Below are 21222 nucleotides of genomic sequence, written 5' to 3'. Positions count from 1 at the left end.
CGCTATGGACTACCCAGATTGCCGGCCAGCAGCCGCTCGCCCATGAAATCCACGAAGGCGCGCAGCTTCGGCAGCATGTGCCGCCCTGACGGCCACAGCAGGTAGAACGTTCCACACATGTTGGCGTACTCGTCCAGCACTGTCACCAGCTCGCCCGAGGCAAGCGCGGCGCGCACCGCGTGTTCGGGTATGTAGGCGATGCCGCGACCGCGCATGGCGAAGCACACGCGGGTGTCCACGTCGTTGCACACCATGGTGATGGGAACCTCCATCTCCGGCGGCGTGGGCCAGGTTTCCAGCTTGCCGCTGGTGGGGAAGCGGTAATGCAGGCAGTCGTGGTGCACCAGTTCCGCAGGCGCAAGCGGCGTGCCCTTGCGCGCCAGATACGCCGGTGACGCTACCAGCCGGCGCCGGAAGGTGCCGACGCGGCGGGCACTCAATCGCGAATCGGAGGGTTCCCCCACGCGCAGCACGGCGTCGAAACCCTCTTCGATGACATCCACCAGCCGGTCGTCGAAATCCAGGTCCAGCCGCACGTGCGGATAGGCTTCCATGAAGTCCGACAGCACCGGCAGCACCAGGCCGCTGACCAGCGGCAGGCTCACCCGCAGGATGCCGCGCGGCTCGGCAAACTGGTTGGACAGCTCGGCCTCGGCCAGTTCCAGCTCGTCCAGGATGCGGCGGGTGCGCGCAAGGAACTGCTGCCCCTCGGCGGTCAGTGCCACGCTCCGCGTGCTGCGGTGGAACAGTCGCACGCCTAGCTGTTGTTCCAGCCGCGCGATGGCCTTGCCCACCGCCGAGGCCGAGACGCCTTGCAGGCGGCCGGTTTCCACGAAGCTCAGGGTGTCGGCCACCTGCACAAAGGTCTGCAGCAGGCCCAGGCTGTCCACGCTCATGGATTGTGGAACTCCTGTTCCGTAAAGCCATGAACTCTACCCGTATTTTTCCGCCACTGCGCGACCTTTAGCTTCTCGTTCCTCTCTGCCCGTGAAGGAACGCCCCCATGACAACGAATCCCGCCGCGCCCTCGATGGCTTTGGCCGTCGCCCGGGTCGTTACAACCACCGCCGGAAAGGGTGGCCACCCATGAGCGCCGTTGATACGACCTTGCCCGGCAGTGCCTGCGATCCGGTACCCGGACGGCTGCCGCTGGCCGGCCTGCTGGCGCTCGCCTGCGGCGCCTTCATCACCGTGCTCACCGAGTGCATCGTGGCCGGCATGCTGCCCGACATGAGCCGGGACCTTGGCATCTGCGACGTGCTGGTAGGCCAGCTCACCAGCATCTATGCGCTGGGGTCGCTGCTTACGGCGATTCCCGTGGTGAAGCTCACCAGTCACCTGCCGCGCCGTCCGTTGTTGCTCGCCGCGCTGGTCGGCTTCGCCGTGGTCAACAGCGCCATGGCCTGGACGACGTCCTACGCGTTGATGCTGGCCACGCGCTTCCTGGGTGGCGTCGCCGCCGGGCTGTTGTGGGCGCTGCTTGCCGGTTACGCCAGCCGCATGGTCGGGCCGCAGCAGCAGGGACGTGCCATTGCGGTGGCGATGCTGGGCACGCCGTTGGCGATGACCATCGGCATTCCCGCCGGCACCTGGCTTTCCCATCTGATCGGCTGGCGCTGGGTATTCGGCTTGATGTCGCTGCTCAGCCTGGCGCTGGTGCTCTGGGCGCGCATGGCGCTGCCGTCGGTCCCCGGGCTGCCGCCACAAAAGAGCGGTTCGCTGCGCGGCGTGCTGGCCTTGCCGGGGCTACTGCCGGTGTATCTGGTGATGTTGCTCGCCGTGCTGGCGCACAACGTGCTCTACACCTACATTGCCCCGTTCGTATCGCTGTCCGGCGCGCAGCACTCATTGGACCGCCTGCTGTTGCTGTTCGGTGTGTCTTCGGTGCTCAGCATCGCCATCACGGGTGCCCTGATCGATCGCTGGATGCGTCCGCTCATGGCGATCGGCACGGGCCTGTTCCTGCTGGCCTCGCTGGCAATGGCGATATGGCCGTCATCGCCTGTCGTGCTGGTGGCCGCGGTTGCCGTTTGGGGGCTGGGCTTCGGTGGCGCCGCCACCTTGATCCAGACGGCGGTCGCGCGCCGCTCGGGTGAACAGCAGGACCTGGGACAGTCGTTGGTCGTGGTGGGATGGAATCTCGCCATTGCCGGTGGTGGCGTTCTTGGTGGCGTGCTGCTCAAGACCGGCGGCATTGCAATGTTGCCGTGGTCGCTGGTGCTGTTGCTGGCGCTGACCCTGGTGACTGTGCTGCCGGCGAAGCGGGCATGGGCGTGAGGGAATAGCCGACCCGTGCGCCGTATTTCGCAGGAGCGCACCCAGTGCGTGGTTAGCCTTGCAAAGGGTCAATGCCGAAAAACACTGCGGTCGCGCACTGGGTGCGCTCCTGCAAGGGGATGGCGGCGCCGGAAGCAGAAGCGAAAACGCCGCCCGAGGGCGGCGTTTTTCGAAGCACGACGGGCGAACCGCCGATTACTTCGCCTGGTCCACGATCCAGCTCACCGCGTTCTTCACTTGCTCGTCGGTGAGCGAGGGATTGCCGCCCTTGGCCGGCATCATGTTGCCATCCGGGCCCTTGTAGCCGTCAGTCGCGTGCTTGACCAGGGTGTCGAGACCCTGCGCAATGCGCGGACCCCAATTGCCCTTGTCGCCCAGCTTCGGCGCACCGGCCACGCCTGCGGTGTGGCAGCTGTGGCAGAGGTTGTCGTAGATGGTCTTGCCATCGGTGGTGCCACCGTAGGCCACCTGCGAGGCAGCGGCCTTGGCGGCAGCTTCCTGGGCGGCGGCCATGGCGGCGCGGCCCGTGTCACCCGCGTAGACAGCACCGGCCGGCGCGATGCGGGCCTGGGTCTGCTGTACCGTTTGCGGGTTCACTTCCTTCGGCTCGTGGTCGTAGATCCACCACGCGCCGCCGATCAGCAGCAGGGTCAGCACGCCGAGGCCAGCGATCAGCAACGAGAAGCTGCGCATGAAGCTCTGGTCGGATTTGGTCATGGAACCGCTCACGCAATCACTCCATCATTGGGACGGCCTTGCAGCCGGATTAGGCACAGGTTCAGACAACAAGCCCCGGAGTATAGACGAAGCCCGCGGCAAGTTTCAGGGGCGGCAGCGCGTTATCACGGCTTGCCACGCGCGGTGTTTTCGCGCATTTTTCTTCATTTTGACGCGATAGGCCGGTAAAACCCTGCCATCGGTCATGGGGCACCCATGTCAACTGGCATTGTCCAATTCCGTTGATCTGATCCTATCCTTTCATCCGACAACGGGTCAGGCGCGGACCGCGCCGGTGAGGTCGGGTGGGCCTGCCGTTTATTTCTGGGAGCTTTTCATGTCGCGTTTTTGGAAGATCGCGCTGGTCGTTGTGGCCGTGATCGTGGTGGGAGCGGTCGGCTTCCGTCTGCTGCACAAGCCGTCCTCGGAGGGCGGGCAGCAGGGTCAGGGTCAGGGAAAGGGCAAGGACGATAAGGACACGCCCGTGCCGGTGACGGTTGAACCCGTCGTCAAGCAGGACGTGCCGGTGTACCTCACCGCGCTCGGTACCGTGCAGGCGCTCAACACCGTCACGGTGAACCCGCAGGTCAGCGGGCAGATGCTCAGCATCAATTTCAAGGAAGGCCAGGAAGTGAAGAAGGGCGACCTGCTTGCGCAGATCGATCCGCGCACTTTCCAGGCCGCCTATGACCAGGCCGAGGCCAAGCAGCAGATGGACGAGGCGCAGCTCTCCACTGCGCAGAGCACGCTCAAGCGCAACGACGCGCTGGTCGCCAAGGGTTATGTGGCCCAGCTGGACATGGACACCTTCCGCAACAACGTGTCCAACCTCACCGCTTCCGTGGCTGCCGACAAGGCCGCCGTGCGCTCGGCCAAGGTCAACCTGGACTACACCCGCATCGTCTCGCCCATCGACGGCGTCGCGGGCATCCGCAATGTCGACCCGGGCAACGTGGTGACCACCACCACGGCGGTGGTGACGCTGACCCAGATCCATCCGATCTACGTCAGCTTCAACCTGCCCGAGCAGAACCTGGAGATGGTGCGCTCGGCTGCATCCGGCAGCGAACCGCTGGAAGTGCTGGCGCTCGACCGCGCTGACGCCCACACCATCGCCAACGATGGCCAGCTCAACGTGATCGACAACCAGATCGACACCACCACCGGCACCTTCAAGCTGCGTTCAATCTTCCAGAACGCCAAGGGCGACCTGTGGCCGGGCCAGTTCGTCAACGTGCGCCTGAAGGTGCGTACGGTGGCAGGCGGCCTGGTGATCCCGGCGCAGGCCGTGCAGCGTGGTCCGGATGGCGACTACGTGTACCTCGTACAGCAGGATGCGACGGTCAAGATGAATCCGGTGAAGGTGGCCGGTGAAGTGGGCGACAGCCACGTGATGATCGGTTCGGGCCTGGCGCTCAACGACAAGGTGGTTACCGAAGGCCAGTTCCGCCTCAAGCCGGGCAGCAAGGTCAAGGCGCTCAAGCCGGGCGAAGTGCCGGCTGCGCCGACGGCGGCCGAGATGGACAAGGCCAAGAAGAACGCGCAGAAGCAGGGCGGTCGCCGCGGCGGCTAAAGGCGCGAAGCGCGGGACGAGGGATGGGTCCCCGAAAGGGGACAGATGGCGAAGGCGCGACACGCAGGCCGATCGTCGTTCATCCCGGTGGCAGAGTGGCGCACGCGTGCGCCCTCGCCACTCATCCCCTCACGGGGAATCGTTCCTGATCCCTGCAGCAACAACACAAGGCGCCGCGGGATTGGCGCTCGCCACACACATCGACGGCTGACCCCATGGGCTTCTCCACACTTTTCATTCGCCGACCGATCGCCACCTCGCTGCTGATGGTGGCGGTGCTGCTGCTCGGCATCCTCGGTTATCGCCAGCTGCCGGTGTCCGCGCTGCCCGAAATCGACGCGCCCAGCCTGGTGGTCACCACGCAGTATCCGGGTGCCAGCGCATCGACCATGGCGTCGCTGGTCACCACGCCGCTGGAGCGCAACTTCGGCCAGATCTCCGGCCTGACCATGATGACCTCCGACTCGTCGGCGGGCCTGTCCACCATCGTGCTGCAGTTCGCGATGGATCGTGACATCGACATCGCGGCGCAGGACGTGCAGGCGGCCATCAACCAGGCGCGCGGCACTTTGCCGGCCACGCTGCCGTATCCGCCGGTGTACAACCGCGTGAATCCGGCCGACGCGCCGATCATGACGCTCAAGCTCACCTCCGACAGCCTGCCGCTGCGCGATGTGAACAACTACGCCGACTCGATCCTGGCGCAGAAGCTGTCGCAGGTGCAGGGCGTGGGCCTGGTGTCGATCGCCGGCAACGTGCGCCCCGCGGTGCGCGTGCAGGTGAATCCGTCGCAGCTTGCGAACCTTGGCCTGACCATGGAGGACGTGCGCAGCGCGCTCACCCAGGCCAACGTGAACGCGCCCAAGGGCACGCTCAATGGTGCCACGCAGTCCTACAGCATCGGCACCAACGACCAGCTGGTCGACGCGGCCGAATACAAGAACACCATCATTTCCTACCGCAACAACGCGCCGGTGCGCCTCTCCGACGTGGCCAGCGTGGTCGACGGCGTGGAGAACGACCAGCTCGCCGCGTGGGCCAATGGCAAGCCCGCCGTGCTGCTCGACATCCGTCGCCAGCCGGGCGCGAACATCGTGCAGACGGTGCAGCAGATCCGCAGCATCCTGCCGCAGCTGCAGGCCGTGCTGCCGGCGGACGTCCATCTGGATGTCTTCGCCGACCGCACCATCACCATCCGCGCCTCGGTGGAGGACGTGCAGTTCACGCTGATCCTCACCATCTGCCTGGTGGTGGCGGTGATCTTCGTGTTCCTGCGCCGCCTGTGGGCCACGGTGATTCCGTCGGTGGCGGTGCCGCTGTCGCTGATGGGCACGTTCGGCGTGATGGCCTTCACCGGCATGTCGCTGGACAACCTCTCGCTGATGGCGCTGACCGTGGCCACCGGCTTCGTGGTGGACGATGCGATCGTGATGATCGAAAACATCGTGCGCTACATCGAGCAGGGCATGGACGGCAAGGAAGCGGCCGAGGTCGGCGCCAAGGAAATCGGCTTCACGGTGCTGTCGCTGACCGTGTCGCTGATCGCAGTGTTCCTGCCTCTGCTGCTGATGCCGGGCGTTACCGGTCGCCTGTTCCACGAGTTCGCGTGGGTGCTGACCATCGCGGTGGCCATCTCGATGCTGGTGTCGTTGACGCTGACGCCGATGATGTGCGCCTACCTGCTCAAGCCCGATGCGTTGCCCGAGGGTGATGACGCCCACGAACGCCACGCCGCTGCCGGCAAGAAGACCTGGTGGTCGCGCCTGGTCCACGTGTACGAAAGCTCGCTCGACTGGGTGCTTGGCCATCAGCGTTTCACCATGCTGATCGCGGGCGCCACCGTCGTGGTCACCATCTTCCTCTACATCATCATTCCCAAGGGCCTGCTGCCTGAGCAGGACACCGGCCTGATCACCGGCGTGGTGGCTGCCGACCAGAACGTGGCGTTCCCGCAGATGGAGCAGCGCACCAAGGCCGTGGCCGAGGCTCTGCAGCGCGACAAGGCAGTGACCGGCGTGGCGGCCTTCATCGGCGCGGGCTCGATCAATCCCACGCTCAACCAGGGTCAGCTCAGCATCGTGCTGAAGGACCGTGGCGATCGCGACAGCCTGGACGAAGTGCTCAAGCGTCTGCAGCAGGAAGCCGCGGACATTCCGGGCGTAGCGCTGTATCTGAAGCCCGTGCAGGACGTGACGCTCGATAGCCGCGTGGCCGCCACCGAGTACCAGTACTCGATGTCCGACGTGAGCTCGGCGGAACTCTCGCAATACGCCACGCAGATGACGCAGAAGCTGCGCGAGTTGCCTGAACTGGCCGACGTGGACAACAACCTCGCCGACCAGGGCACCTCGCTCAAGCTCACCATCGACCGCGAGAAGGCGAGCCGCCTGGGCGTGCCGGTGCAGACCATCGACGACACGCTGTACGACTCGTTCGGCCAGCGCCAGATCTCCACCATCTTCACCCAGCTCAACCAGTATCGCGTGGTGCTGGAAGTGGCTCCGCAGTTCCGCTCCAGCACAGCGCTGCTCAACCAGCTGACGGTGAAGAGCAACGGCAGCGGCGCGCTGACCGGCAGCAATGCCACCAGCTTCGGCCAGGTGTCGTCGAGCAATTCCTCGACCTCGACGGGCCTTGGCGTGGCCAACACCGGCGTGGTGATCGGCGCGGGCGGCACCATTCCGCTGGCTTCGCTGGCCACCGCAGAAGTGACGAGCGCACCGCTGGTGGTGAGCCATCAGCAACAGCTGCCGGCCGTGACGATCTCCTTCAACCTGGCGCCGGGCTACTCGTTGTCCGAAGCGGTGAAGGCGATCCATGAAGCGGAGCAGAGCATCAACTTCCCGCCGCAGGTGCGTGGCCAGTTCGTCGGCAAGGCGGCGGAATTCTCCACCTCGCTGACCAACGAAGTGCTGCTGCTGATCGCCTCGATCGTGGTGATCTACATCGTGCTGGGCGTGCTGTACGAAAGCTACATCCACCCGTTGACCATCATCTCCACGCTGCCGCCGGCCGGCGTCGGTGCGTTGCTCGCACTGATCATGTGCGGCATGAGCCTGTCGGTGGACGGCATCGTGGGCATCGTGCTCCTGATCGGTATCGTGAAGAAGAACGCGATCATGATGATCGACTTCGCGATCGAGGCGCAGCGCGACGGAATGAAGCCGCGCGAAGCGATCCGCCGCGCGTGCCTGCTGCGCTTCCGCCCGATCATGATGACCACCGCGGCGGCCATGCTCGGTGCACTGCCGCTGGCGCTGGGCAATGGCATCGGCGCGGAACTGCGCCGTCCGCTGGGCGTCTCCATCGTGGGCGGCCTGCTGCTTTCGCAGCTGGTGACGCTGTACACCACGCCGGTGATCTATCTCTACATGGAACGTTTCTCCGACTGGCTACGCGAGCGCCGCGAACAGCGCGCACTCGCCAAGGCCCAGACACGGGGAGCGATGTGAGTCGAACACCGGCCCGGGACAACCCGGGCCTTTGCGAAATCACTGGAGGGGCGCGGCCGACACGGCGCGCCCCTTTCGGCGTTTTCGGGATCGGCTGTGTCTGTAGGAGCGCACCCAGTGCGCGAAAAGCCAACAGGGTGATGATGCAGTCACCTGAATCATCACTAGAGTGCCGTGTTGCTCCGTTGATGCGAAGCCCGATCGCGCACTGGGTGCGCTCCTACACAAGAGCCTGTTCGGTTCAACCAAACTCCCCGTCATGCGTTGTGTAGACGTTGTGCGGTATATACGTCCATTCCTTGCGCCCGCGTGGCGTTCCGAACGGCTCCTTGAATGGAGCGACTTTCCTGGCTTGTCGATGGCATGAACATTTCCGGTCCCTTCATCCGCCGCCCCATCGGCACGTCACTGCTGGCCATGGGTGTTTTCGCGATAGGCCTGATCTGCTACGTGCTGCTGGGCGTGGCCGCGTTGCCGAACATGACGTTCCCGGTGATCTTCGTGCAGGCGAGCCAGGCGGGCGCCAGCGCGGGCACCATGGCGTCCACCGTGGCGGCACCACTGGAGCGCCATCTCGGCCAGGTCGCGGGCATCGACACCATGCGTTCGTCCAGCTCGCTGGGCAGTACGTTCGTGTTCCTGATGTTCAATGCAGGCCGTGATCTCGACGCCGCCGCGCGCGATGTGCAGGCGGCCATCAACGCCGCGCAATCGGATTTGCCCACCGGCCTCAATGCGCCGCCGAGCTACCAGAAGGCCAACCCGAACGACGATCCGATCATCGCGTTCGCGCTGACCTCGGACACGCAATCCGCACGCGACCTTTACGACGTGGCCGATTCGCTGCTGGCACAGCGCCTGCGCCAGATCGAAGGCGTGTCGGAAGTGGACATCCTCGGCGCCGCCACGCCGGCCATCCGTGTCGACGTGAACCTGCGCCAGTTGAACGCGCTCGGTCTTTCGCCCGACCAGCTGCGCAATGCGCTCACTGCGGCCAATGTCACCTCGCCGCAGGGCTTTCTCTCCGACGGCAAGACCACCATGTCGGTAACGGCGAACGATTCACTGCACACGGCGGATGACTTCGCCAGCCTGGTGATCGCCTCCAACAGCGGCGTGCCCGTGCGCCTCTCCGACGTGGCCAAGGTGTACGACGGTACACAGGACGCGTACCAGGCCGCATGGTTCCAGGGCAAGCCGGCCATCCTGATGTATGTGTACCGCCAGTCCACGGCGAACATCATCGGCACCGTGGACCGCGTGAAGGATGCCGTGCCGCTGTTGCGCGCGTACCTGCAGCCGGGCACCACGCTCACGCCGTATTTCGACGGCACGCCGACCATCCGCGCCTCGCTGCACGAAGTGCAGGCCACGCTGCTGATCAGCCTGCTGATGGTGATGCTGACGATGGCGCTGTTCCTGCGTCGCCTCGCGCCCACGTTGATCGCGACCGCCGCCGTGCCGTTGTCGCTCGCCGGCGCGGCGATCGTGATGTACGTCCTCGGCTTCACGCTCAACAACCTCACCCTGCTGGCGCTGGTGATCGCGATCGGCTTCGTGGTGGACGATGCGATCGTGGTGATCGAGAACATCGTGCGCCACATCGACCAGGGCATGACGCGCATGGATGCCGCATTGACCGGCGCGCGCGAGATCGGCTTCACGATCGTGTCGATCACCGCCTCGCTGGTGGCGGTGTTCGTGCCGCTGTTGTTCATGGGCGGCATCACGGGCCTGTTCTTCAAGGAATTCACCATTACGCTGGTGGCGGCGATCATCGTGTCTGCGCTGGTCTCGCTCACGCTCACCAGTTCCCTGTGCGGACAATTCCTCACGGGCCACGATTCGGAGCAGCCGACTTCGCGGCTCGGCATCGCGCTGGACAAGTTCCAGTCCGGCCTGATCGGCCTCTATTCGCGGGCACTGAAGTTTTCGCTCAAGCACGCGCTGGCATTTTCGCTGACGCCGCTGGTGCTGATCGTGGCGACGGTGTTCCTGTTCGGCGTGGTGAAGACGGGCCTGTTCCCGGCGCAGGACACCGGACTGATCCGCGGCCGCGCCACCTCCGGCGCCACGGTGTCGTTCCAGGATGCGCGGGCCCGTCAGCAGCGCCTGATCGACATGCTGCTGAAGGATCGTGATGTGGCGCGCGTGGGTTCGCGCCTGGGCAGCAGTCGACAGGGCGCGTCGGGCACCTTCGATATCGAGCTGAAGACGCATGCGCAAGGTCGCAAGGACGACACCTTCACCGCGCTGGCGCGACTGAGTGCGAAGGCCGCGCGTTATCCCGACCTCAACGTGCGCCTGCGTCCCATCCAGGATCTGCCCAGCTTCGGCGGCGGCGGCTCCAGCCAGGGCGCGCAGTATCAGGTCTCGCTGCAGGGCGACAACCCGGACGAATTGCAGGCCTGGTTGCCCAAGCTGGTGGCCGAGCTTAAGAAGAATCCCAAGCTCAAGGATGTCGGCAGCGACATCGACGATGCCGGCCTGCAGCAGAACATCGTGATCGATCGCGACAAGGCCGCGCGCCTGGGCGTGGGTATCGGCACCATCGACGGTGCGTTGTACAACGCATTCGGCCAGCGCCAGATCAGCACGATCTATTCCGATCTCAACCAGTACAAGGTGGTGGTGAACGCGCTGCCGAACCAGACCGCCACGCCCGCGGCCATCAACGCGGTCTACGTGAAAAGCAACAGTGGCGCGATGGTGCCGCTCACCGCTTTCGCGCGTCAGGAGCCCGGTCTCGCACCCACGCAGATCACGCATGAAAACCAGTACACGGTAATGAGCATGAGCTTCAATCTCGCGCCGAACGTGAGCATGGGTGAGGCCCTGGAGATCATCCAGCAGACCGGTCGGCAGATGCGCCTGCCGGGCGATATCCGCATCAATATCGGCGGTGATTTCCGGCGCTTCCAGCAATCGCAGAGCGGCATGCTGCTGCTGCTGCTCGGCGCCGTGGTGGTGGTCTACATCGTGTTGGGCATGCTGTACGAGAGCCTGATCCACCCGGTGACGATCCTGTCCACCTTGCCTGCCGCGGGCGTGGGTGCGTTGTTGGCGCTGTGGATTACCGACACCGAGCTCTCGGTGATTGCACAGATCGCCTTGGTACTCCTGATCGGCATCGTGAAGAAGAACGCGATCATGATGATCGACTTCGCGCTGGTGGCGCGGCGCGAGCATGGGCTCAGCGCGATGGAGGCTGCCTACGAGGCGTGCATGGTGCGCTTCCGCCCGATCATGATGACCACCATGGTGGCCATTCTCGCCGCGGTGCCCATCGCGGTCGGTCTCGGCGAGGGCTCGGACCTGCGCCGTCCGCTCGGTATCGCACTGATCGGTGGCCTGATCATCTCGCAGAGCCTGACCTTGCTCAGCACGCCGGCGCTCTATGTGATCTTCTCGTGCCTGGGCGACCGCTTCCAGGCATGGCGCGCGCGTCGCCGTGCCGGCGTCCGTACCCAACAGGCACTGTCACAGTCCTGATCCTGTTCGGTGGCAGCCATCGGATGGCTGAATCCGTCACGCGAGCGATCACAGCCCGTTAACCATGCCGTCGGTAACACTGATCGCTCCTTTCGGGACGGAGGAGCGTTCGATGGGCAACGAAACGGGCAAGCCTGACTTCTCAAACGTACAGAGCACGGTCCAGTCCACGGCGCCCGACGCGCCCAAGGCCGATTTCAGCAATGTGCAGAGCGAGGTCGTATCGACCGCGCCCGACGCACCTGCCCAGACGCAGACCTACACGGTCCAGTCGGGTGACAGCCTTTCCAAGATCGCCAAGCACGTCTATGGCAATGCCAACGCATGGCAACAGATCTTCGACGCCAATCGCGATCAGCTTAGCAATCCTGACCTGATCAAGCCGGGTCAGGTCCTGAAAATTCCGGCCAAGGCCTGAGGAGGACGCATGAAGCTCAACCGCATTTCCACTGTGACGGCATTCGCGCTGGCGGCCAGCCTCGCCCTTGGCGGCTGTGGCAAGAAGGAAGAAGCGGCCACGCCACCCGCGGACACCACCCCGCCGCCCGTAGCGGCAGCCCCGGCGGCCCCGGAGGCCGTCACTGTCGCTTCCATCGACCTTGGCAGCGCCGTCGGTGCGGACCAGAAGGTCACCACCGCGACCACCAGCTTCACTCCGAAAGACCCGATCTACGCAGCCGTGAACACCAGCGGCAGCGGCACGGCGACCCTTGCCGCCAAATGGACCTATCAGGATGGCCAGACGGTGAAGGAGGACAGCAAGTCCATCGCCCCGATGGGCCCGGCGACCACGTCGTTCGAGATCACCAAGCCGGACGGCTGGCCAGCCGGCAACTACAAGGTCGAGATCTCTTTGAACGGGCAGCCCGCGGGGAGCAAGGACTTCTCGGTGAAGTAACCCGCTTGCCATGATCCCCTGCGAAAGGGCGCGGCGATGTCGCGCCCTTTCCTTATCCGGTGCTTGCCTGATTCTGCGCGGCATCAGGCCACTGCCTGCCATACGTTGCCGTACGTAGCGGTTTCCGTACTGGTTTTCGCAGACCTCCGTCCCCATGCTTGGTTGCTTCGCGCCGCAAGGCGCGGGCCCGCGGCAACTTTTCCCGGTTCGGTGAAAACGCGACAATGGGAAGATTTCGCGGGCATCGTCCGGTCTTCTCAGCGAAGCCGGGCGCCACAAGAACTGCGGGTGTCGTGCCATCTCGGCTTTCCGGCCGGTGGCGTGCTCCCATCCCGAACTGCCGTTGCAAGAGAGGCTCTAGCAGACCATGTCGAACACGCCGAAGATCATTTACACGCTCACGGACGAAGCGCCGTACCTCGCCACGCAGTCGCTGCTGCCGATCGTCAAGGCCTTCACCGCCACCGCCGGCATTGCCGTGGAAACACGCGACATCTCGCTGTCGGGCCGCATCATCGCCCAGTTCCCGGACATCCTCCCCGAGGACAAGAAGATCGCCGACGATCTCGCCGAGCTGGGCCAGCTGGCGACCACGCCGGACGCCAACATCATCAAACTGCCCAACATCAGCGCCTCGATGCCGCAGCTGAAAAGCGCGATCAAGGAACTGCAGGGCCAGGGCTATGCGCTGCCGGACTATCCGGAAGACCCGAAGGACGTCAGCGAGTGGAACATCAAGGCGCGCTACGACAAGGTGAAGGGCAGCGCGGTGAATCCGGTGCTGCGCGAAGGCAATTCGGATCGCCGCGCCCCGCTTTCGGTGAAGAACTACGCACGCAAGCATCCGCACAAGATGGGCGCGTGGAGCAAGGACTCGAAGACGCACGTCGCGCACATGGACGGCGGTGACTTCTACGGCAGCGAAAAATCCGCCGTGGTCGCCAAGGCCACCAACGTCAAGATCGAATGGTTCGGCAAGGACGGCACCAGCAAGGTGCTCAAGGAAAAGACCTCGCTGAAGGACGGCGAGATCATCGACGCCGCCGTGATGAGCCGCAAGGCGCTGGCTGCCTTCATCGATGCGCAGATCGAGGACGCCAAGAAGCAAGACGTGCTGTTCTCGCTGCACCTGAAGGCCACCATGATGAAGGTGTCCGATCCCATCATGTTCGGCATCGTCGTCAATGAGTTCTACAAGGACGTGCTGACCAGGCACGCCGACGCGCTCAAGGGCGTGGGCTTCGAGCCGAACAACGGCATCGGCGACCTGTATGCGCGCCTGGGTTCGCTGCCGCAGGCCAAGCAGGACGAGATCCTGGCCGACATCAAGGCCGAGTACGCCAAGCGCCCGGGCGTGGCGATGGTGAACTCGGACAAGGGCATCACCAACCTGCATGTGCCCAGCGACGTGATCGTCGATGCGTCGATGCCCGCGATGATTCGCGACTCCGGTTGCATGTGGAATGCGCAAGGCAAGCTGCAGGACACCAAGGCGGTGATCCCCGATCGCAGCTACGCCGGCGTGTACCAGGTGGTGATCGAGGACTGCAAGGCCAATGGCGCGTTCGATCCGGCCACCATGGGCTCCGTGCCCAACGTGGGCCTGATGGCGCAGGCCGCCGAGGAATACGGCTCGCACGACAAGACCTTCCAGATCGCCGCCGACGGCGTGGTCAAGGTGATCGACGAGGCCGGCAACGTGCTGCTGGAGCAGCCGGTGGAAGCGGGCGACATCTGGCGCACGTGCCAGACCAAGGACGCGCCGATCCAGGACTGGGTGAAGCTTGCCGTGACGCGCGCGCGTCTCAGCAACACGCCCGCCGTGTTCTGGCTCGACGCGAACCGCGCTCACGATCGCCAGGTGATCGCCAAGGTCGAGCGTTACCTCAAGGACCACGACCTCAGTGGCCTGGACATCCGCACGCTGTCGCCGGTGGACGCCACCAAGTTCTCGCTGGAGCGCATCCGCAAGGGCCAGGACACCATCTCGGTGACCGGCAACGTGCTGCGCGACTACCTCACCGACCTGTTCCCGATCATGGAGCTGGGCACCAGCGCCAAGATGCTCTCCATCGTGCCGCTGATGGCCGGTGGCGGCCTGTTCGAGACGGGTGCGGGCGGTTCGGCGCCCAAGCACGTGCAGCAGTTTCTGGAAGAGGATTGCCTGCGTTGGGATTCGCTGGGCGAGTTCCTCGCGCTGGCCGCGTCGCTGGAGCACCTGGCCAACCGCTACGACAACGCCGATGCCCGCGTGCTGGCCAGGACGCTGGACCAGGCCACCGGCAAGTTCCTCGACAACAACAAGTCGCCGGCACGGAAGGTGGGTGAGCTGGACAACCGCGGCAGCCACTTCTACCTCGCCATGTACTGGGCGCAGGCGCTGGCCGAGCAGAGCGACGACGCCAAGCTCAAGGCGAAGTTCGCACCGCTGGCCAAGCTGTTGACCGAGAACGAGACGGTCATCGTGGGTGAGTTGAACGAGGCCCAAGGCAAGCCCGTCGACATCCAGGGCTACTACCACCCGAACCTGGACCTGGTGAGCAAGGCCATGCGTCCGAGCAAGACACTCAACGACGCGCTGGCGACGCTGGGTTGATGGACTGGAAGCTTTGATCGGGTTGCAAGGAAGGCCGCGCAAGCGGTCTTCTTTGCACTGGCCGTCTGGATGTTGATGTGGGAGCGCACCCTGTGCGCGACCGCAGGGCATCAGGGTTGCTGCTTCGTGGGATCGTCGCGCACTGGATGCGTTCCTGCAGTCGCGATGGCGGGATGCCACGCAACACGTTCACTGAACGGCAAGCGGCTGCGCGGAACTGCCTTCACGCGTAAGCGGTCACAATGCGGCCTTCAGCACAGGAATCCGTTGCGATGAACCGAAAGGTCGTCCCTTCGCTGTCCCGCCACTGGCTGGTAGCCCCGCTCGCTCTAGCGCTTGGTGCCCCAGCCCACGCGCAGCAGGCACCAGCCCCAGCGGCCGCATCGTCGTCGCAGGTCACCAACCTGGAGGCAGTGACGGTCAGCGGCGAGCAGCCGGGCCCGGGCTTGTGGCGCGTCAGCAAGGGCGACCACGTGATGTGGGTCTTGGGCACTTTGTCGCCGCTGCCCGATCGCATGCAATGGAAGGCGGGCGACGTGGAGCAGACCATCGCCAGTTCGCAGGAAGTGCTTGGTCCGCCTTCGATCGCGCTCAAGCCCAAGACCAACTTCTTCGGCAAGCTGTTCCTGCTGCCGTCGCTGATTGGTGCGCGCAAGAACCCCGACGGGCAGAAGCTGCAGCAGCTGGTGCCCGCGCCCGACTACGCGCGCTGGCTGACGCTCAAGCAGCAATACATCGGCAGCGATCGCGGCATTGAAGAATGGCGTCCGATATTCGCGGCGGTGGAACTCTACGACAAGGCGATCAAGCGCCACGGCATGACCGCCTCCGGTGGCGTGAAGGACACCGTGCGCGACCTCGCCAAGAAGCACAACGTGAAGTTCGTGACCGCGCGCTACACCATGCTGGTCGACCAGCCGCGGGATGCGGTGAAGACGTTCAAGTCGTCGCCCATGGATGACCGCGAATGCTTCGGCCGCACGCTGGATACGGTGGAGCGCGACATGGGCCGCATCACCGAGCGCGCCAATGCCTGGGCGACGGGAGACATCGACCTGCTGCGCAGCCTGCCGATGAACGACCAGCGCGAGGCGTGCATCGCCGCCGTCACGGAAGCGGGCTTCGCCAAACAGCTGGGTTTCAGCGACGTGAAGCAGAAGGCCGAAGGCATGTGGATGGATGCGGCCGAACAGGCACTCAACGCCAACGCGCAAACCTTCGCCATGTTGCCGATGGAGGACGTGTTGTCACCGAAAGGCCTGATCGCCCGGCTCAAGGCGAAGGGCTACCAGGTCGAGGCCCCCGACGGCAGTGATACGGAGGCCGCGGCGCCGGCGCAACCGTGAGGTTGGCCATCGCGCACTGGGTGCGCTCCTGCAGCAACGCTCGTCAGCCGATGCAACCCGTCGGAACGGTGACGCGCTCTTGCAGGAGCGCACCCAGTGCGCGATCCCGGCCGCCACCATCCATCACTCACGCGCTCGCCTGATCCAGCAACGCCATCTCATCCCGGCTCAACTGCAGCTCCACCGCACCAACCAGTTCCTTGAGTTGCGGAATGCTTGTGGCGCTGGCAATGGGTGCCGTGACGCTGGGCCGTGCAATCAGCCACGCCAACGCTACCTGCGCCGGTGTTGCACCGTGGTCGCCGGCCACCTTGTCCAGCGCGGCCAGCACGCCGAGGCCGTGGCCGTTGAGGTACTTGCGCACCGAGCCGCCACGCGCCGCGCTCTTCGCAAGATCGTCCTCATTGCGGTACTTGCCGCTGAGGAAGCCGCTGGCCAGCGCGTAGTAGTTGATCACACCAATGTGCTGCGAGGTGACCAGGGGTTCGAGGTCTTTCTCGTAGCCTTTGCGGCTCATCAGGTTGTATTCCGGCTGCAGCGTTTCGTAGCGCGGCAATCCCTGTTCCGCGGCGACGGCCAGCGCTTCGCCGAAGCGCTCGGCGCCGTAGTTGGACGCGCCGATCACGCGCACCTTGCCCTGCTCGATCAGCGTGGCGAACGCACCCAGTGTTTCGTGCAGCGGAACGCTCGCGTCGTCTTCATGCGCCTGGTAGAGGTCGATGTAATCGGTCTGCAGGCGCTTGAGCGACCCTTCCACCGCCTGGTGGATGTTCACTGGCGACAGCCCTCGGTGCTCCGTCCATTTGGCCACCTTGGTGGCGATCACCACCTTGTCGCGCTTGCCGCTGCGCTTGAGCCATTTGCCGATGATGGTTTCCGATTCGCCACCGCGATTGCCGGGCACCCACGCCGAATAGACGTCCGCCGTATCGATGAGGTTGAAACCCGCGTCGACGAATGCATCGAGCAGTTCGAACGAGCGCTGCTCGTCCACGCTCCAGCCAAACACATTGCCGCCAAAGGCGAGTGGTGCGACGGAAAGCGGCGAGCGGCCAAGGGGGCGAAATGACATGGATGTGCTCCGCGTTCGATGAAGAGAGGGCGTGCTTCGTGCATACTCGGGCATTCGAGACACCCGAGTATACGCGTCGCCCGCGTGATGCCGAGGCGAGCGCGGCAACGCCAACAGCGGAGGAATGCGGATGAAGGGCAAGGCTGCGAATGCACTGCGGTGCGCGATCGTGATGGGCTTGTGTACGTGGATGGGCGCGGCGGTTGCGCAGCAACAACCTGCGAATCGTCCGTGGAGCGATGCCGCGCTGTCGCCGGATGCACGCGCCAAACTGCTGGTGTCGCAATTGACGCTGGATGAAAAATTCCAGTTGCTCCGCAGCTACTACGCGGGCCCCGATCGTCCTGCCAACAAGCCGTTCCCGAAGGGCGCGCAGGCCTCCGCCGGTTACGTGCCGCCAATTGATCGCCTGGGCATTCCCGCGCTGACGGAAAGTGACGCGGGCCTGGGCGTGGCCAGTTCCACGCGCATGCGTCCGGGTGACAGCGCCACGCCGTTGCCCGCCGGTCCCGTCACCGCGGCGAGCTGGGATCCGAAGGTCGCTTTCCGCGGCGGCGCGATGATCGGCAATGAAGCGCACAACAAGGGCTTCAACATCCTGCTGGCGGGCGGCATCAACTTGATGCGCGAGCCGCGCAACGGGCGCAACTTCGAGTACGCGGGTGAAGATCCGCTGCTGGCCGGCACTATCGTGGCCGAGACCATCCGCGGCATCGAAAGCCAGCACGTGGTGTCCACCATCAAGCACTACGCGCTCAACGATCAGGAAACCGGCCGCAACACCATCAGCTCGCAGATCAGCGAAAAGGCCATGCGCGAGTCGGACCTGCTCGCGTTCGAGATCGCCATCGAGCGCGGCAAGCCCGGTTCGGTGATGTGTTCGTACAACAAGGTCAACGGCGACTGGGCGTGTGAGAACGACTACCTGATGAATCAGGTGCTCAAGCGCGACTGGGCTTATCCGGGCTTTGTGATGTCCGACTGGGGCGGCGTGCACAGCGCGGCCAAGGCCGTGAATGCCGGCCTCGACCAGGAGTCGGCGGGCGAAATCTTCGACAAGGAAGTGTATTTCGATGCGCCGCTGCGCCGGGCGCTGGCCAAGGGCGAAGTGAAGCAGGCGCGCATCGATGACATGGTGCAGCGCATCCTGCGCAGCGCGTTTGCCGCAGGCCTGTTCGAGCATCCTGCGAAGAAGGCGCCGATCGACAGCAAGGCGAACCTGGCGGTGGCACGCGAAACACTGGAAGCCGGCGCGGTGTTGTTGCGCAACCAGGACAATCTGCTGCCGCTGGATATTTCCAGGCTCCAATCCGTTGCCGTGATCGGCGCGCATGCCGACAAGGGCGTGCTTGCCGGCGGCGGTTCCTCGCTGGTGACGGCGATGGGCGGCAACGCCGTGCCTGGACTGGCACCCACCACCTGGCCGGGCCCGGTGATGTATCACCCGTATCCGCCACTCAAGGGCATCCGCACGGTGGCGCCGAAAGCCAACGTGCAGTACGCCGACGGCAATGATGTCGCGGCCGCCGCCGCGCTCGCCGCCAAATCGCAGGTGGCCGTAGTGTTCGTGCAGAAGTGGGCGGCCGAATCGGTGGACGCTGCGGATCTCGCGCTGCCCGACGGGCAAGACGCGCTGGTGGAGGCGGTCGCCAAGGCTAATCCCCGCACCGTGGTGGTGCTGGAAAACAACGGCCCGGTAGCGCTGCCGTGGCTGGAGCAGGTCGGCGCCGTGCTGGAAACCTGGTATCCCGGCGGCGATGGCGGCAACGCGATCGCCAATCTGTTGTCGGGCAAGGTCAACCCGTCGGGTCGTCTGCCGATCAGCTGGCCGCGCGATGTGTCACAGCTGCCGCGCCCCGAGCTTCCCGCCACGATGGGCGGTACGCCGCCGGAGTCGGTCGACTACAACATCGACGGCGCCGACGTGGGCTACCGCTGGTTCCAGTCGCGTGGCATCAAGCCGCTGTTTCCGTTCGGCTACGGCCTCTCCTACACCACGTTCGAGCATGGCGCGTTGAAGGTGTCCAGTGACAACGGAAACGTGCAGGCCACCGTCACCGTGCGCAACACCGGCGCACGCGCTGGTGCCGAAGTGGCGCAGGTCTACGTGCAGGTGCCGGGTGCAAAGGCCCGGCGCCTTGCCGGTTACTCCAAGGTGTTCCTCAAGCCGGGCGAGCAGCGCGAGCTCAGCATTCCGCTGGAACGTCGCCTGCTCGCCGATTTCGATCCGGGCAGGCATGCCTGGGTGATACGCGGTGGCCAGTACAGCGTGGTCGAGGGGCATTCCTCGGAAGACCTGGGTGCGCCCGTCAACGTGCAGTTACCATCCGCCAGCCTTTGAGGGGATTGCGCGGCGCCGTCCCCGGCGCCGCCGGTTGGGGCTGTCTGCTTTGAATGACGTTGACCAAGGCCTGTCCCAGCGCAAGTGCGTTGGTTTGGGGCGGGGAGCCCGGAAGCACCGTCTCGCTTCCCGTCCGCTTGCCGGAAGGAAGCGAAGGCGGGCTGATATCGGCCAGCCGGCGGGCAAGCTCCAGGTCGGCAATATGTCCGTGCAGGAACAACAGATTGGTCCAGAGCGAGCTCATGACATCCTCCTGTCGTTTGGTAGGGCGCTCAAGATAGGTGCCTCGCATCTGTTGCAAAAGCGATATATTCGCAAGCCAGCCTTGAAAGGAATTTCAGATGGCCCGTGTCTCGCTGGACCTCCTTCAACAGTTCGTGCAGGTCGCACGTCTGGGTAATCTTTCCCGCGCCGCCGAGCAGGCCAACCTCACCGTCAGCGCGCTCAGCCACCAGGTGCGACAGCTGGAGCAGCGACTGGAACGTCGCCTGTTCGAACGGGGCCCGCGCGGCGTGCAGCTTACCGCCGAGGGGCGGCGCCTGATGGAAGCAGTGAGCCATCACTTCGAAGGCATCGACCGCGCCATGGCCGGCTTTCGTTGCCGCCGCGAGAACGCGCTGACGTTCAGCGCCATTCCCGGCGTGATGTCGAGCTGGCTGGTGCCCCGGCTGGCGCGGCTGGTGTCGGCGCATCCGGAGCTGGAGCTCAATCTGCAATCGAGCGTCGAGCTGGTCAATTTCGAGCGCGATCCGGTCGATGCCGCCATGCGTTATGGACGCGGTCCCTGGCCCGGTCTCGTCACCGAACGACTGTTCGGCGAGTGGATTGCGCCCATCGCGTCGCCCGCCTTGCTGGAACGCATGGAGGGCGCCGATCCGAATGACCTGAGCCAATGGCCGCTGCTTGGCGACCCCGGTGGTCGCTGGCAGGACTGGTTCGCTGCGTCCGGCAGCCAGCCGCCTGCTCGCTACGTGGCGCATTTCGACAACACCGATGCCTTGCAGCGCGGCGCGCTGGAAGGCATGGGCGTGGCGCTGGGCCGCATGGTGATGGCGCGACCGTTGGTCGAAGCCGGGCTGCTCAAGGTGCTGGGCAAGCGTTACCAGCAGATTCCCGAAGCCTATTTCCTCGTGTATCCCGAGCATGCACGCGATCACGCAGGCCTTCGCATCTTTCGCGACTGGCTGTTGTGCGAAGCGGACAAATATTCAGAGGCGATGTCCTCTGCCACCAATGGCAACGCATAACTGTATGTAGGAGCGCACCCAGTGCGCGATGGTTGCCGCCGGGAAGCGCGGCAAAACGTGGGTATGGCATGCGAATGCGGGCGACCGGCCCGCAGGCAACGATGTCCTCTGCCACCAATGGCGACGCATAACTGCATGTAGGAGCGCACCCAGTGCGCGATGGTTGCCGCCGGGAAGCGCGGCAAAACGTGGGTATGGCATGCGAATGCGG

General features: G+C 64.9%; 14 protein-coding genes. 10 read left to right on the top strand and 4 right to left on the bottom strand.

Translation table 11 applies throughout. The features are described 5' to 3' along the window. Nucleotides 1-2 precede the first annotated feature (2 nt). A complete protein-coding gene (locus VFG49_RS08410; protein WP_324859383.1) occupies nucleotides 3-896 on the bottom strand; it encodes a LysR family transcriptional regulator in 894 nt (297 codons plus the stop codon). 190 nt (nucleotides 897-1086) lie between these two features. Between VFG49_RS08410 and VFG49_RS08405 the strand changes: the two genes are divergently transcribed. Further along, nucleotides 1087-2277 carry an MFS transporter gene (locus VFG49_RS08405; protein ID WP_324859381.1) on the top strand — a complete coding sequence of 397 codons (1191 nt, stop codon included), beginning with the start codon at nucleotides 1087-1089 and terminating at the stop codon, nucleotides 2275-2277. A 195-nt stretch (nucleotides 2278-2472) separates the two neighbouring features. Here VFG49_RS08405 and VFG49_RS08400 read toward each other — a convergent pair whose 3' ends face one another. Further along, the gene (locus VFG49_RS08400) at nucleotides 2473-2994 is read right to left on the bottom strand and encodes a c-type cytochrome (RefSeq protein ID WP_324859379.1); all 522 of its coding nucleotides are present in this window, start codon (nucleotides 2992-2994) and stop codon (nucleotides 2473-2475) included. A 337-nt stretch (nucleotides 2995-3331) separates the two neighbouring features. On the opposite strand from VFG49_RS08400, the gene VFG49_RS08395 reads away from it, so the two are divergent. The 7 genes from VFG49_RS08395 to VFG49_RS08365 all read left to right on the top strand — a co-directional run bounded on the left by VFG49_RS08395 (nucleotide 3332) and on the right by VFG49_RS08365 (nucleotide 16351). Beyond that, nucleotides 3332-4567 carry an efflux RND transporter periplasmic adaptor subunit gene (locus VFG49_RS08395; protein WP_324859377.1) on the top strand — a complete coding sequence of 412 codons (1236 nt, stop codon included), beginning with the start codon at nucleotides 3332-3334 and terminating at the stop codon, nucleotides 4565-4567. A 215-nt stretch (nucleotides 4568-4782) separates the two neighbouring features. Continuing rightward, entirely contained in the window at nucleotides 4783-8019 is a 3237-nt protein-coding gene (locus VFG49_RS08390) for an efflux RND transporter permease subunit (protein ID WP_324859375.1), read from the top strand. Nucleotides 8020-8382: 363 nt separating this feature from the next. Continuing rightward, a complete protein-coding gene (locus VFG49_RS08385) occupies nucleotides 8383-11511 on the top strand; it encodes an efflux RND transporter permease subunit (protein ID WP_324859432.1) in 3129 nt (1042 codons plus the stop codon). A gap of 112 nt (nucleotides 11512-11623) precedes the next feature. Beyond that, complete coding sequence (locus tag VFG49_RS08380; protein ID WP_324859373.1) at nucleotides 11624-11929, top strand: LysM peptidoglycan-binding domain-containing protein; 306 nt, start codon at nucleotides 11624-11626, stop codon at nucleotides 11927-11929. 9 nt (nucleotides 11930-11938) lie between these two features. After that, the gene (locus VFG49_RS08375) at nucleotides 11939-12409 is read left to right on the top strand and encodes a hypothetical protein (RefSeq protein ID WP_324859371.1); all 471 of its coding nucleotides are present in this window, start codon (nucleotides 11939-11941) and stop codon (nucleotides 12407-12409) included. 367 nt (nucleotides 12410-12776) lie between these two features. Continuing rightward, complete coding sequence (locus VFG49_RS08370) at nucleotides 12777-15005, top strand: NADP-dependent isocitrate dehydrogenase (protein WP_324859369.1); 2229 nt, start codon at nucleotides 12777-12779, stop codon at nucleotides 15003-15005. Nucleotides 15006-15277: 272 nt separating this feature from the next. Beyond that, entirely contained in the window at nucleotides 15278-16351 is a 1074-nt protein-coding gene (locus VFG49_RS08365) for a TraB/GumN family protein (protein WP_324859367.1), read from the top strand. Nucleotides 16352-16478: 127 nt separating this feature from the next. Here VFG49_RS08365 and VFG49_RS08360 read toward each other — a convergent pair whose 3' ends face one another. Next, nucleotides 16479-17423, bottom strand: a complete 945-nt coding sequence (locus VFG49_RS08360) for an aldo/keto reductase (RefSeq protein ID WP_324859365.1) — start codon at nucleotides 17421-17423, stop codon at nucleotides 16479-16481. Between the two features lie 130 nt (nucleotides 17424-17553). Here VFG49_RS08360 and VFG49_RS08355 point away from each other — a divergent pair, with 130 nt between their 5' ends. After that, nucleotides 17554-19764 carry a beta-glucosidase family protein gene (locus VFG49_RS08355; protein WP_324859363.1) on the top strand — a complete coding sequence of 737 codons (2211 nt, stop codon included), beginning with the start codon at nucleotides 17554-17556 and terminating at the stop codon, nucleotides 19762-19764. Here the strand turns inward: VFG49_RS08355 and VFG49_RS08350 are convergent. Further along, nucleotides 19733-20008, bottom strand: a complete 276-nt coding sequence (locus tag VFG49_RS08350; RefSeq protein ID WP_324859361.1) for a hypothetical protein — start codon at nucleotides 20006-20008, stop codon at nucleotides 19733-19735. The genes VFG49_RS08355 and VFG49_RS08350 overlap by 32 nt on opposite strands. 97 nt (nucleotides 20009-20105) lie before the next feature. Here VFG49_RS08350 and VFG49_RS08345 point away from each other — a divergent pair, with 97 nt between their 5' ends. Beyond that, nucleotides 20106-21011 (top strand): LysR substrate-binding domain-containing protein, encoded by a 906-nt coding sequence (locus VFG49_RS08345; protein WP_324859359.1) that lies wholly within the window; start codon nucleotides 20106-20108, stop codon nucleotides 21009-21011. The last annotated feature ends 211 nt before the right edge of the window (nucleotides 21012-21222 follow it).

It is taken from the genome of Dyella sp., assembly GCF_035685885.1.
GTDB lineage: Bacteria > Pseudomonadota > Gammaproteobacteria > Xanthomonadales > Rhodanobacteraceae > Dyella.
This window is presented reverse-complemented; position numbering and strand designations above follow the sequence as displayed.